Source organism: Bradyrhizobium uaiense (assembly GCF_010811875.1).
Classification (GTDB): domain Bacteria; phylum Pseudomonadota; class Alphaproteobacteria; order Rhizobiales; family Xanthobacteraceae; genus Bradyrhizobium; species Bradyrhizobium uaiense.
Genome location: NZ_VKHP01000099.1, coordinates 17,683 through 31,110 on the forward strand (window position 1 = coordinate 17,683; position 13,428 = coordinate 31,110).

10 protein-coding genes and 1 riboswitch are annotated in these 13,428 nt (G+C 65.4%); of the genes, 4 read left to right on the top strand and 6 right to left on the bottom strand.

Annotated elements, in window-relative coordinates; all coding sequences use genetic code 11:
• Positions 1 to 250: 250 nt before the first annotated feature.
• A complete protein-coding gene (gspD, locus tag FNJ47_RS22825) occupies positions 251 to 2,638 on the top strand; it encodes a type II secretion system secretin GspD (protein ID WP_165445819.1) in 2,388 nt (795 codons plus the stop codon).
• 22 nt (positions 2,639 to 2,660) lie between these two features.
• A complete protein-coding gene (locus FNJ47_RS22830; RefSeq protein WP_430649409.1) occupies positions 2,661 to 3,188 on the top strand; it encodes a tetratricopeptide repeat protein in 528 nt (175 codons plus the stop codon).
• Between the two features lie 6 nt (positions 3,189 to 3,194).
• Here FNJ47_RS22830 and FNJ47_RS22835 read toward each other — a convergent pair whose 3' ends face one another.
• The 6 genes from FNJ47_RS22835 to FNJ47_RS22860 form a co-directional block, all read right to left on the bottom strand.
• A complete protein-coding gene (locus FNJ47_RS22835; protein WP_163157111.1) occupies positions 3,195 to 4,676 on the bottom strand; it encodes a PepSY domain-containing protein in 1,482 nt (493 codons plus the stop codon).
• A gap of 2 nt (positions 4,677 to 4,678) precedes the next feature.
• Positions 4,679 to 6,961, bottom strand: a complete 2,283-nt coding sequence (locus FNJ47_RS22840; RefSeq protein WP_163157113.1) for a TonB-dependent receptor — start codon at positions 6,959 to 6,961, stop codon at positions 4,679 to 4,681.
• Between the two features lie 106 nt (positions 6,962 to 7,067).
• Positions 7,068 to 7,263, bottom strand: a riboswitch (cobalamin riboswitch).
• A 256-nt stretch (positions 7,264 to 7,519) separates the two neighbouring features.
• Positions 7,520 to 8,449, bottom strand: coding sequence for a GTP-binding protein (locus FNJ47_RS22845; protein ID WP_175068407.1), 930 nt, complete (start codon positions 8,447 to 8,449; stop codon positions 7,520 to 7,522).
• A gap of 1 nt (position 8,450) precedes the next feature.
• Entirely contained in the window at positions 8,451 to 9,941 is a 1,491-nt protein-coding gene (locus FNJ47_RS22850; protein WP_163157117.1) for an amidohydrolase family protein, read from the bottom strand.
• A 148-nt stretch (positions 9,942 to 10,089) separates the two neighbouring features.
• Positions 10,090 to 10,494, bottom strand: coding sequence for a hypothetical protein (locus FNJ47_RS22855; protein ID WP_236000050.1), 405 nt, complete (start codon positions 10,492 to 10,494; stop codon positions 10,090 to 10,092).
• Positions 10,495 to 10,647: 153 nt separating this feature from the next.
• Positions 10,648 to 12,504: an ABC transporter ATP-binding protein/permease gene (locus FNJ47_RS22860; protein ID WP_163157119.1), complete on the bottom strand. Its 1,857-nt coding sequence runs from the start codon at positions 12,502 to 12,504 to the stop codon at positions 10,648 to 10,650.
• 193 nt (positions 12,505 to 12,697) lie between these two features.
• On the opposite strand from FNJ47_RS22860, the gene rpmE reads away from it, so the two are divergent.
• Entirely contained in the window at positions 12,698 to 12,925 is a 228-nt protein-coding gene (gene rpmE, locus FNJ47_RS22865) for a 50S ribosomal protein L31 (RefSeq protein ID WP_016845230.1), read from the top strand.
• A gap of 61 nt (positions 12,926 to 12,986) precedes the next feature.
• A partial coding sequence (locus FNJ47_RS22870) for an IS701 family transposase (protein ID WP_163157121.1) occupies positions 12,987 to 13,428 on the top strand: 442 nt, incomplete at its 3' end.

Sequence of the window (13,428 nt, forward strand, 5' to 3'; positions counted from 1 at the left end):
GGTTATCGATCCGAAGTGTGACAGCTGTGCGAAGTCACATGGTTTGCCGCGTTCAAGAAATCCGGACGTGGCATCGCGGACACGACGCGCGCCTGCTGCACAGTTTTGGTGCGATGCGTTAGGGCAGGTCGCGAACGACAATCATGTAACCAATTTATTTCTGTCATGTTCGATCGCTAAGAGTCCGTGCGGGGTAGGACCGATCGTCGCAAGCAATCGAAATTTCAGTTAGTCAGAGCGAAGGGCCTTCATGCAACGCGTAGGCACAGTGGGCCGCTGCCCGACGATCCGTGGCGGCCTCGCAGCCATTTTTGCCTTGGCGTCAATGGGGTTGCTGGCGTCCTGCAATTCCGCGACGGTCGGCGAGAGCGTGGACGCGTCCCAGGTCGACGTCACCGACAAGGTGCGATCGCTCGATCTGCTGCCGCGCCAGCCGCAGCCGGTGAGCGCGCTGGCGGCGACAGGCGGCAGCCAGAGCGGCAGCGTCCGCGCGGCAATGTATGAGGGAAGCGAAGTCACGGCGGTCGTCGACGCGCGGCCGCAGCCGGCGTCGAACGGCAACGGCTTCGACCTGAATTTCGAAAGCACGCCGGTGGCGACCGTCGCCAAGGTCGTGCTCGGCGACATCCTGCATGTCGGCTACACCATCGACCCGCGGGTGCAGGGCACGGTGAGCCTGGTGTCGGTCCGACCGGTGCCGAAATCCGACATGGTCTTCGTGCTTGAAAACGCGCTGCGCCTGAGCGGCGTGGTGCTGCTCAAGGATACGGCGGGCTACCGCCTGACGCCGCTCGGCGACGCCGTCGGCGGCGGCCGCGTCGATGCCGCGGCAGCCAATCCCGAAGCCGGCTTCGGCATCTCGGTGGTCCCCCTGCAATATGTGTCGGCCCAGACCCTGCTGAAACTGACCGACAGCTTCGCCACCAGGGCCGGCGCGATCCGCGCCGACACGACGCGGAATCTGCTTCTGATCCAGGGCACCGGCGCCGAGCGCCGCACCGCCGTCGACACGGTGCTGAGCTTCGACGTCGACTGGATGCGCGGCCAATCGGTCGGCATCTTCCCGATCTCGAGCGGGTCGCCCGCGCCCGTGATTGCCGAACTGGAGAAGATCGTCGATTCCGGTGAGAACGGCCTCAGCCAGAACGTCATCAAGTTCATGCCGATCGTGCGCCTCAACGCGATCCTGGTCGTGACCAAGAAGCCGGACATGCTGCACACGGCCGCGACCTGGATCAAGCGTCTCGATCGCAACGACACGGCGCGAACCACGGTCCACGTCTACCGCGTCAAGTACGGCGATGCGCGCCAGATCGCGCGGGTCCTGACCGACATGTTCCTCGGCGGTTCGTCCGGCAACCTGCTCGACAGTGCCGACAGCCAGCTCGCGCCGGGCTCCGGCACCTCGTCGACGTCAAGCGTGGCCGATCGTCTGTCGCTCAACAACAACAACGGCTCGAATCCGAGCATGGGCGGCTTCGCGTCCCGCGGCACTTCAGGGACAGGCGCGACGGGCCAGGGCCTCGGCCAGGGATTTGGCGCAGGAGGGCAAGCGAACAATCCCAACAATCCAGGCCAGGGCAACAATGCCGCATTGGATAGCGGACGCGGTTCTGGTACCGGCTCCGGCAACGGCCAGCCCGTCATGCAGGATGTGCGGATCACGCCCGATGTCGTGAACAACAATCTCCTGATCTATGCCGACCAGGCCAACTACCGCATCATCGAGTCGACGCTGCTGCAGATCGACGAGCCGCAGCTCCAGGTCGCGATCGATGCGACGATCGCCGAGGTCACGCTCAACAACACCTTGTCCTATGGCGTGCAGAGCTATCTCACCAGCCGGAACCTCGGCCTAAAGCCGAACACCGGCTCGATCCTCGGCACCCAGGCCACCGCGGCGCCAGCGACCACCACGGATGCGACCACCGGGGCCGTCTCCGTCGCCGGCTCACTCACCAATGCCTTCATCAACCGGGCTTTCCCGGGCTTCAATTTCCTGATCGGGTCCGAAACGCAGCCGAGCCTGATCCTGGACGCGCTGCATGCCGTCACCAGCGTCAAGGTGCTCTCCAATCCCTCGCTGGTCGTGATCAACAACCAGGTCGCGACGCTGCAGGTCGGCGACGTCGTCCCGGTGTCGACCGGCAGCGCGACGGTGCTGACCACGAGCAATACCGTGGTCAACACCATCGACTATCGCAACACCGGCATCATCCTGCGGGTCTCGCCGCGCGTCAGCGTGAACGGCACCGTGCGGCTCGATGTCGAGCAAGAGATCAGCAACGTCCCCCAAAGCAGCACGGTCAACCTGACCCCGACCGTGTCGGAGCGGCGGGTCAAGAGCCAGATCGCGGTCGCCAATGGCCAGACCGTGCTGCTGGCGGGCCTGATCAGCGAACAGCAGAGCGGCAACCGCAATGCGCTTCCCGTGCTTGACCAGATTCCCGGCCTCGGTGACGCCTTCGGGCACCAGAGCAACGGCACCCAGCGCACCGAGCTGATCATCTTCATCCGCCCGCAGATCATCCGCAACGGTTCCGACGCCCAGGTCGTTGCCGAGGAACTCCGATCGAAATTGCGCGGCAGCATCGCCACGACATCGACCAATGCGCCGATCACCACCAGCTTCCACTGAACCGGGCAACAGGACGCTCCGCATGCTCGCGCAACGGACAAGCCTCGGCGCGTCGCTCGCAATCGTGCTTTGGGCGATGACGGCGTCGGTCGCGAGCGCCGACAGCGTCGCACGCGGAACTGCCGCCTTCCAGCGCGGCGATTATCTCAGGGCTGCCCGAGAGCTCTCGCCCGCCGCCGAGCGCGGCAACCCAAGAGCCCTCGGCATGCTCGGCTTCATGTATGAGCACGGCTTCGGGGTCCCGCAGGCCTATGACGCCTCCGCCAATCTCTACTATCGCGGTGCCGTGCAGGGAGACCCGTTCGCACAAGCCATGCTCGGCATAATGTACGACAAGGGCCACGGCGTTCCGAATGACTACGTGCTGGCGTACAAATGGCTCAATCTGGCGGCGGCCCGCACCGGCGGGCGGCAGCGCGATGCCTATCTCCGGTTCCGGGATGCGGTCGCATTGAAGCTCTCGAGGAATGAGATCATCGCCGGCCAGCGGTTTGCATTGGACTGGGTCCCCAGCCGGCCGGAGCCGGACGTGCACCTGACGGTCAAATAGCCGGGATTACGAGGGCGACCGCGCGAGGCTTCGCACCTTCGGCCGCCGCAGCCGGCGCCAGCCGATCACGATGCCGCTGATCGAAACGATCGTGCCGATTGCCGACAACAGCCAGACCACGACGTCGCGCGCCGCCCAGATGCGCAGCAGCAGCGGGAAATCCAGGCTGTGCAGCGCGTTGAACAGCCAACGATAGGAGCGGCGGCTGTCGTCGCTGCGGTCGAGGATATCGCCGGTGACCGGAGAGACGTGCAACCAGGTGTGGGCGGGATCGTCGAAGCCGACCCGCAGCACGGGAAGCTCGCGCGCATGGTGCAGCGTGTACCAATAGGCATCCGCTTTATTGAGCTGTCGCGATGAGATCACCGCAGCACCCGGCATCGCGCGCCCGGCGGCCGCGATGATCTCGTCGCGCGCGAGCGTTACGGGAACGCCGGTCGCGGGATCGGCGACGTTGCGATGGCCGCTATTGTCGTCGAGCAGCATCAGCCGGCGTCCGCCGATCCAGACGAAGCGCGCCTCCACGGCCGATATCGACGGCGATGACTGGAGGCCGGCGACGATATCGGGCGTGTCGTGGCCGCTGTAACCGGCCGCGATCTCGCGGGTGATGCCGCGAGCGGAAAACGCGCCGCCGGGATTGAGCGACAGCCAGCCACTGAACATCCAGGTGAAGACGAAGACGCCGCCGATCAGCCCGGCGATGTGGTGCCAGGCCATCCAGCCGCGATAGGGCGAGACGGCGCCATCAGCGTAGCGGCGCGTCAGCCGCAGGCGCAGGATGCCGATCCAGAAACCGGTGACCGCGACCACGAGGCAGACGCCCGAGATCCACAGCACCACGTCTCGCCACAGCGGACCATCTTTGCGCAGCACCGTCGGATAGATCCAGTGCGGGATCGAGCCGAGCCAGCTCCAAACGCGCTCCCGCCGCGTGGTGTCGAGCGCGATCTCGCCGCTGCGCGACGAGACATAGAGCTCGGTGCCATCGGCGTCGCCGAGGCCGATCAGATAGAGCGGCCGCAACGGATTGAAGCGTGCCGTCACCGACCATTGGTCGCGGGTCACGGTTTCGAGCAAGTGCGGCTGTACTGCCTGCGGATGATGGCCGGCAACGGCAAGTGCCTGCTCCGGCGTGATGCGATCGATCACACGACCATCGATTGCCGAAATGGTGACGGCGGCTCCCTTCCAGCCGGTCACGCGATAGACGGGCGTGTCGTCCATCATCGAGAGGCGGAGATCGCGCGGATAATGCTCCATCCCCGCGATCGCCATCGCGCTGTCAGGTGCGACCTGCACCTTATTCCAGAGAATGGCCGGAAGCGCGGTGAGGCGCTCGCTGTCGGTGAGGCGTGGAAACGCCACGTACATCATGACGAGGCCGGAGATGAACCACATCGCGAACAAGAGACACGTCGCAATGCCGATCCAGCGATGGACGACATAGAGCCATCGCCGCCCCCGCCGGATCAGAGCGTTGTGCATGGTCAGAACTTCACGTTGACGGACAGTTCGGCGGTGCGCGGCATGCCGAGCAGCCACTGCCCCGTCCCGTTCGAGGTCACCGCGTAGACCTTGTCGAACAGATTGTAGAGGCGGAACGCGACCGTGGTGCGGTCATCCGGCTTCCATTTGACGCCGCCATTGACCACGCTGTAACCCGGCCGCAGCTGGGTGTTGGCGAGATCGGAGTACATTGCGCCGACGATCTGCACGCCGCCGTAGACCGACCAATTGGGCGCGAAATCCCAGGTCAGCCAGATGTTCGAGACCTGCTGCGGCACGTTGACCGGGACATTGCCGTTGTAGCTGACGATCTTGCCGCCGACCACCTGGCTGTTGTTGTCGTATCGGGCGCGCAGCAGCGCAAGATTGGCGTCGACGCGCCAACCATCGTTCAGCGCGAGCCCGACCGATCCTTCGACCCCGCGCGATGACTGTTGGCCGATCTGCAATGCCGGGCCGGCGGTCGGATTACTGGGATCGGGAATGGTCAAGCCGGTCTTGACGATTTCGTAAGCAGCCAGCGTCCACTCGCCGCGGCCGCCCCAGAACGACTGCTTGACTCCGATCTCGGTCTGCTTGCCGGTCGCAAGCTGGAAGGTCTTCTGCGAGGTCGACAGCGAGATCAGGTTGCTGACCGGATCGACGCCGACCGCGTACTGACCATAGAACGCAAGGTTCTTGATCGGCTCGTAGACCAGGCCGGTGCGCCAACTGGCGCCCGATAGCGAGACGTCGAAGCTGTTCGCGGGCGTCTTGTAGTCGGTGCGATCGACCTCGGGACGGTCATACCGGACGCCGGTGACGAGCGACAGCTGATCGGTCAGCGACAGGCGATCTTCCGCAAACAGTGCGTATTGATTGACGATCGCGTTGAAGCCGGGCGTCGTCGCCGTCGTCGTTGCGAAGAATGATCCGGGATCGAAGGCGTAAGGATTGACCGACGACGCGCCGCCATAGGGCGAGTTGTTGGTGTGGGTGAAATCGATCCGGTTGACGTCGAACCCGGCGACGAACTGGTTCGCAAGCCCGAAGACGTGACCGCTGAAGGTCGTATCGATCCGGTTGCCGAGCTGCTTCTGGTCGTGGAATATCTCGATATAGCTGGAGCGATCGATCAGCTGGGTCTTCGGATTCCAGGTGTAATTCTCGATGTCGCGCCAGTGCCGCGCGCTGGTCAGATAGTACAGCGTGTTGTTGACCTTGATGCCGTCGGCGACGTCCCACTCGGTCTTGAACTGGGTCCAGCTGTCCTGATAGCGGATCGCGCTATCCGACGCGTTGTAGTTCTTGAAGCGCAATGCATCCTGGATCGAGCCGTTGATCAGCGGCGTGCCGAAATAGCGTGACGGGCTGCGGTCGCCATAGTCCTCGGACAGCGTGAAGGCGAGATTGTCCGATGCCTGCACACGCACGGCGGCGGAGACCACCGCATTCGAGGTCTTGTCGCGATCGACCCAGCCGTCCGACATGTTGCCGGTGGCGTTGATCCGGTACGACACATTGGGATTGATCGGACCGGTACTGTCCACCGACAGCCGTCGCGTCATGTTGCTGTCGAGCGAGACCTCGGCCTCGTTGTAGGGCGTGTTCTGCGGCTTCTTCGGAACGACGTTGATGACGCCGCCGATCGCGCCTTCGCCGTACAGCACCGAGGCCGGGCCGCGCAGCACCTCGATGCGTTGCGTCGACCAGGTGTCGTAGGGGAACGTCAGGGTGCCGGAGCCGATATAGAAGCGCGTGCCGTCATACAGCGTCATCACCGAGTTGCTGCCGGCAAAGCCGCGGGTGCTGAACGACAGGCCGCCATTGCCGGGCGCCGGCGTTGCGATGAACCCGGCCGCATTCTGGGTGACGGCATCCAGCACATTGTGCTGGCCGCGCTCGGCGATGGTCTGCGCCGTGACGATCTCGACGCTCGCCGGCGTCTGCAGCGGCGTCAGGTTGAGACGGCTGCCGGTGCTGCCCTGCGTGGTGGCGTTGAGCGTCGGCGACGCCGCCCCCGATGCACTTGACGCTGCGGCGCGCGGCGTGTTGCCGGTCGGCGCTGACGTCGCCGGTCTGGAGCGGGGCCGCGACCTGGCGGCGGTGTTGCTGCTTCGCGCCGCAGGCTTTGGCCTTGCGGAGGCCGAAGGCGAGACCTCGATCGGATCGAGCGTGGTCGGTGGAGGCGTTTGTGCCGAGCCTTCGGCCGGCAATAGCAGCGATGACAGGGAGCAAACGAGGCCGAGGCGCCATCGGCGCGCAGCGGGAGAAGACGGAGACATGAAACGACCCGCGGTAACGTGGCACGTCACCGCGAACGCGGACTGGCGCATGGCCCGAAAGGCAATGCTCCGATCCCACCAGGACGCCCCCGCCCGATGTGCTCGCGTGTGACCACGACTGACGGCAGGTCTCCTGGCTCACGGGTCATCGCCTGTCGACGCCTTCCCGGGCTGAACAGCCCAGTGGCAAATTGACGAAAGGCTCGCCGTTTACAGTTGCGGGGACAGCTGCGGCATTGGGGTTACCCTCGCACCGCATTCCCTTTTGATCCCCGAAGGGAACCGTCGGCAAAAACGATAGGTGGAGGACGCACAGCTGTCAATTCGACGCGATTGTCGCACACATGCTTTGCGCGATGGTGCTGCGGCGATGACACAGCGACATCTACGGCGATGCGGAGACTTCCTGACCCGTCATCCTGAGGTGCGAGCGGAGCGAGCCTCGAAGGATGCGCGGCCCGGCTGGTGGCCGTCGATCCTTCGAGGCTCGCCGAAGAGGCTCGCACCTCCAGCGACAAAGGCGAAGCCTTTGCGCGGGGATGACGGAGAACCTTCGCATCACTCCGCTTCGATGCAGCCCTGCATCACCGCATCGATCTCGGCACGCGACAACGCGCCCATCTCGGCGATGAATACGATTCGCGTGCGCGGCACGCCGGGCGCGGGCACGCCGCCCGCGGCCAATGTCGCGCGTCCACCGGCAAGTTGAAATACCGTCAACCGTCCGGGCTGCTCCATTGTCTCGAACAATCCCTTCGCTCGCGCCAGCTTCGGCGCCAGTTTGCCGATCGCCTGCTGCAAGCGCGGCAGCCGCACCGGCCGCTCGGACGTCCAGCTCAAGGTCTCAAATCGGTCCGACGCCGGCCGTCGCGGCGCAGTCTCGCGCGGCGCCGGCACGTGATCGAGGTCCGCCGGGAATAGCAACGCCGCCGGCACCTCGCCATGCAGCGCATCGACCACCACGGCCGCCGGACGCACCGCGCGCACGGCGTCGCGGATCGCGGCGCACGCGGCCGCATCGGCGAGATCGACCTTGCTCAGCGCCACCACATCGGCCGCCCGCAGCTGCGAGCGCAGCAGCGCATCGCTCAGCATCGCAGCTGGCTGCGTCGCATCGACGACGCATAACACAGTCTCCAGCGGCGCCTCCTTCCAGATCACCGGATCCATCAGGTTACGCACGATATCGGCGGGATCGGCGATCCCGCTGGTCTCGATCACGATGAACTCCGGACGCGGAGCACGCCGCAGCAAATTGGCGAGCGTGCGCAGCAGATCGCCCTCCAGCGTGCAGCAGATGCAGCCATTGCTCAGGCTGACCACGCCGTCGCTGGCGCCGGCGATCAATTCGGCGTCGATATTAACAGCGCCGAAATCGTTGACCACGGCAGCGATGCGCTTGCCTTGCGCATGCGCCAGCAGATGGTTGACGACCGTGGTCTTGCCCGCCCCGAGAAAGCCCGCGACCAGCAGGATCGGGACCGGCACCTCAGCCTCCGGTGACGGGCCGGCGCACCGGCCGGCCGGGACGCGCCGCGACATCGAGGACGCCATCGCTGATCAGCGGCTGGCCGCTGACCACGAGATGCCGCACGCCCTCCGCCGGACGATTCATCGCCGAGAAGGTCGCGCGATCGCTCAATGTCTCGTAGTCGAACACCACGACATCGGCGTCGGCGCCCGCCTGCAGCCTGCCCTTGGCGCGCATCGCCGGCGTGCTCGCCGACAGGATTTCCGCCGGGATCAGCGCGCATTTGCGGATGCCCTCGAGCAGCGACACTTTCTTGCGCTCGCGCACCCATTCGCGGATGAATCGGGTGAAGCAGCCCGCCGAACGCGGATGCGAAGTGGCATCGTCAGGCAGCGGCCAGGCGTCACCGGTGTAGGGCCGACCATCCGACAATGTCCACGGCATCGCGTCGGAGGCGATCGCGCCCCCCGGATACAGCACCGCCATGTCGAGCAGATCGCGATGATGCGCGTTGTTCTCGATATCGAGCACATGCCACAGCACCAGCGTCGAGGGCTCTTCGGCCTGCGCCGCCAGCAGTTCCTCGCGGCTGCCGAAGCGGTGACCGTCGGTCACGCGCTGCACCGAATCATAGCCGAGGCCGTTGCGCTCCTCGAATTTCGGATCGCTGAAGAAGGTCGCCGCCAGCACGGTCGAGCCGGTGCCATAGGGATAGGCCTCCACCGTGATCGGCAGACCCTGCGCTTGCGCTTTCGCAATCAGCGCAACGCAGCGCTCGATGTCGGTCTTGCTCGACGAGTTGAAGTGGCAGATGTGCATGTGCGCGCCGGTGGCGCCAGCATAGCCGATCAGGCGGATATAGGCTTCGGCCGCGCTCTCGGGGTCGATGCGCGACATGTAGGCGACGTGGGTGAAGGTCGGCACCGCATGATCAGCCGCGAGCTGGCACACCGCGGTCAATTCCTGCACGCCCGCGCCCGGCGCATAGGCGTTGAGGATGCCGATGCCGATGCCGCCCTCGTTCAACCCGTTGGCGAGACGCTCGAGGATACCGCCGACCTCGCCCTCGGTCGCGACGTTCTCGATCCAGCGCCGATCGCGCATCGCCGCGCCGAACGATTCCAGCGAGCTTTCCGAATTCGAGCCGGTCATCGCCCCGATCCGCGCGAACGCCCAATTGGCGGCGGCGCCGTAGTTCAGCACCCGGCCCTTCTCGGCCTGGCGCTTGTACCAGGATGCGACCGGCAGCACGCCGGCCTCGAGGTCGAGCGATGTCGTCACCCCGTCGAAGGCCTGCATGCGGTCGGCCGGAATGGTCTGGCCATGGGCGTGCAGGTCGATGAATCCCGGCGCCACCACGAGACCGGTGGCGTCGATCTGCCGTTCCGCACCGCCGAGCCCGGTGCCGACCGCGGCGATCTTGCCGTCGACGACAGCGACGTCGCCGATCGCATCCATTCCGCTGGCCGGATCCACCACCCGGCCGCCGCTGATCACCAAACCACCCATCTCGCCACTCCCCGCATTCCGAAACCGACCGGTCTCTTTTCGAGCACAGAGAAGCGCATCGCACTGATTGCAGCAACCGGGTCAGGGTTGTGGCGACATGCTCTGGCGGAATATCCGCCGCGCCGTGATGGCGATTGCAGAAAGCCCCCTACGTTCCGGCGGCACGCCGCGACGGCAGCCCCCGCCAGAGATCGTTGCCGGGCTTGACGCGGCTCGCCACGAGTTTCGGCGGCGTGCAGTCCCTGACATTGTCCTTGGCGATCGCCGCTTCGACCGCGCGCCTGAGCCTGACATGGTCGATCTGTGCCAGGAATCGCCTGACGACGGCATCCTGATCCGCGCCCCGACCGGAGATCGCCACGCACAGCTCCGCGGTCGTCCTGCGGAAGAAGTGGAAGGCGTCATCGACCGCACCGCCCAGCCGGTCGACCTCGCCGGCCACACCGAGCGCGTGCATCCGATCGTCGTCGTCGCGCGTCACTGCGAAGCGCAGGACGGCAAGCTGCCAGGCACGGAGCAGCTTGCTCTCCGGTTCAGTCGCGTCCTCGCGCATCAGTCGAACACCCCGCGTGCCTGACCTCCTTCGGCCGTCGAGGGAGGTCCGGCGCGGGCGCGACTATCCTTGCGCGGGAATGGGTTTTCGAGGGGAGCGCACGCGCGATCGCATAGGAATTGCATAGGCGGAGCGCACCTAGCCCCGATTCGCTCAAATCCCTTCGAACTGCAGCCGTGCCAGCCGTGCATAGAGGCCGCCCGCGGCGACCAGCTCGGCGTGGGTGCCCTGCTCGACAATTCGGCCCTGGTCCATCACCAGGATGCGGTCGCAGGACAGCACGGTTGCAAGGCGATGCGCGATGACAAGCGTGGTGCGGTGACGCATCAATTCCTCCAGCGCGGTCTGCACCAGCGTCTCGCTCTCGGCGTCGAGCGCCGAGGTCGCTTCATCCAGCAGCAGCAGCGGCGCATCGCGCAGGATGGCGCGGGCGATCGCGATGCGCTGGCGCTGGCCGCCGGATAGTGTCACGCCGCGCTCGCCGAGCTGGGCGTCGAAGCCGTCAGGCAGCCGGCGCAGGAATTCGGTGGCATGGGCAAGATCGGCGGCGCGCTCGACCTCGGCATCGGTGGCGTCGGGACGACCGAACCGGATGTTCTCCCGCGCACTCGCGGCGAACACCACCGAGTCCTGTGGCACCAGCGCGATCCGCGCGCGCACCTCGGCCGGATCAGCCTGCCGGATCGGCACGCCGTCGAGCGAGATGGTGCCCGATTTCGGATCGTAGAAGCGCAGCAGCAGATGGAACAGCGTGCTCTTGCCGGCGCCCGACGGCCCGACGATCGCGACCTTCTCGCCCGATCCGACCTTCAGCGATACGCCGTCGACCACCAGCGCGTTGGGACGCGTCGGATAGGCGAAGCTGACATCGTCGAAGCCGACATCGCCGCGCGCCGGCTGCGGCAGTGCGCGCGGCGAAGCGGGCGCCGCGATCTCCGGCTTGACCCGCAAAATCTCGAACAGCCGTTCGGCGGCGCCCGAGGCCGCCGAGACCTCGCCCCAGACCTCGCTGAGCTGGCCGAGGCCACTCGCGGCGAACGCCGTATAGAGAATGAACTGGCCGAGCCGGCCGGGGCTGATGGTGCCGACCAGCACGTCATGCGAGCCGACCCAGAGGATCACGACGACGCTCGCGAACACGATGAAGATCACGATCAGCGTCAGCACCGCGCGCGCCTTGGTCGAGCTGCGCGCAGCCTGATAGGCCTGCTCGACTTCGCCGGCAAAACGCGTCCTGGCGAGCCGCTCGCCGGTATAGGCCTGCACGGTCCGGATCGCGTTGACCAGCTCGCTCGCATAGGCGCTGGCATCGGCCAGCGTGTCCTGGGCGGTGCGCGACAGCCGCCGCACCCAGCGGCCGAACGCCACCAGCGGAATCACGATCATCGGAATCGCGAGCAGCACGAAGCCGGAGAGCCGCGGGCTGGTGATCACCATCATCGCGGCGGCGCCGAAGAACAGCATCAGATTGCGCAGCGCGATCGACACCGAGGCGCCGACCGCAGACTTGATCTGGGTGGTGTCGGCGGTGAGCCGCGACACCAGTTCGCCCGACCGCGCGGAATCGAAGAACGACGGCGACAGCGAGATCAGATGCGTGAACACGTCGCGCCGGAGATCGGCGACGATGCGCTCGCCGATCGTCATCACGAGGTAGTAGCGCGAGGCGCTGGCACAGGCGAGCACCGCAACGACCGCGATCATCACGCTGAAATAGCTGTTGATCATCGCGATGCCTTCGGGCGTGAAACCGATGTCGATCATCCGCCGCACCGCGACCGGCACGATCAGCGTGGTGATCGCCGCGATCGTCAGCGAGATCAGCGCGAGGATCGCCCGCCCCTTGTAGCGCGCGACATAAGGCGCGAGCGCCAGCAGCGGCCGCAGGCGGGCACGGCTCTTCGCCGGCTCCGCGATCTGGCTCTCGATGAAGGCTTCCTCATCGAGCAACGCATCGCGCGGCGGCTCTTGGGTGCCGCGAGGGGTCTCAAGTTGTTCAGCTACGCTCATCAATCTAGACCGGTTCTATCGTCCCCCACATAGGCCCGCCGACCCCCGGCTGGCAAATCCGGTAAAGTCCCAATCCGGTGATGGGCTTAAGCCCTTTCTTGGCTTGTTTTGGGGGGCTCCATGCGTTATAGAGCCGCCCAAATCCCGTACCTGAATGTCTTGAGATGGGCGCCAGCGCGCCGAAGGAACTGTCATGAAAGCCGATATTCATCCGAATTATCATACGATTAAGGTCGTCATGACCGACGGCACCGAGTACCTGACCCGCTCCACCTGGGGCAAGGAAGGCGACACGCTGAACCTCGACATCGACCCCAAGTCGCACCCGGCCTGGACCGGCGGTACCCAGCAGCTGATGGACCGCGGCGGCCGTGTCTCGCGCTTCCAGAAGAAGTTTTCGGGCTTCCTCAAGAAGGACTAGCACTACTTTGGCAGATTGTTGATTTTGCCGTGCGTTATAGGATTCCCGAATCAATTTTTCAATGATTCATGGGTGGTCGGCTCTTGGAGGGCTGACCATGGCGGAATGGGAAGACGAACTCGAACGCTGGCTGAAGCCGTTCTTGGACCGGTTTGGTCACAAGACCCGGCAGCGGATGTGTCCACTGTACGTTGCGGGATTGATCGGCCCTGGTGATCGCAAGAGCATTCAGCCGATGGCAGAACGCCTTGCCTCGGGCAGCTACGATCAGCTGCACCATTTCATCGCCGATGGTGTCTGGGACGCATCACCACTGGAATCTGAGCTGCTCAGCCAGGCGGACCGACTTGTCGGCGGCAAGGATGCGGTGCTGGTCATTGATGACACCTCATTGCCGAAGAAGGGCGAACGCTCGGTTGGTGTTGCAGCTCAATACGCGTCGGCTCTCGGCAAGACGGCAAATTGCCAAACGCTTGTGTCTTTGACGCTTGCGCGCGGCGAAG

Bases quoted from the DNA above. Each gene is read 5' to 3' on its own strand.
- FNJ47_RS22840 (WP_163157113.1), bottom strand. From the start codon at position 6,961: ATGTCTCCGTCTTCTCCCGCTGCGCGCCGATGGCGCCTCGGCCTCGTT.
- FNJ47_RS22830 (WP_430649409.1), top strand. From the start codon at position 2,661: ATGCTCGCGCAACGGACAAGCCTCGGCGCGTCGCTCGCAATCGTGCTT.
- FNJ47_RS22850 (WP_163157117.1), bottom strand. From the start codon at position 9,941: ATGGGTGGTTTGGTGATCAGCGGCGGCCGGGTGGTGGATCCGGCCAGC.
- FNJ47_RS22855 (WP_236000050.1), bottom strand. From the start codon at position 10,494: ATGCGCGAGGACGCGACTGAACCGGAGAGCAAGCTGCTCCGTGCCTGG.
- gspD (WP_165445819.1), top strand. From the start codon at position 251: ATGCAACGCGTAGGCACAGTGGGCCGCTGCCCGACGATCCGTGGCGGC.
- FNJ47_RS22835 (WP_163157111.1), bottom strand. From the start codon at position 4,676: ATGCACAACGCTCTGATCCGGCGGGGGCGGCGATGGCTCTATGTCGTC.
- rpmE (WP_016845230.1), top strand. From the start codon at position 12,698: ATGAAAGCCGATATTCATCCGAATTATCATACGATTAAGGTCGTCATG.
- FNJ47_RS22860 (WP_163157119.1), bottom strand. From the start codon at position 12,504: ATGAGCGTAGCTGAACAACTTGAGACCCCTCGCGGCACCCAAGAGCCG.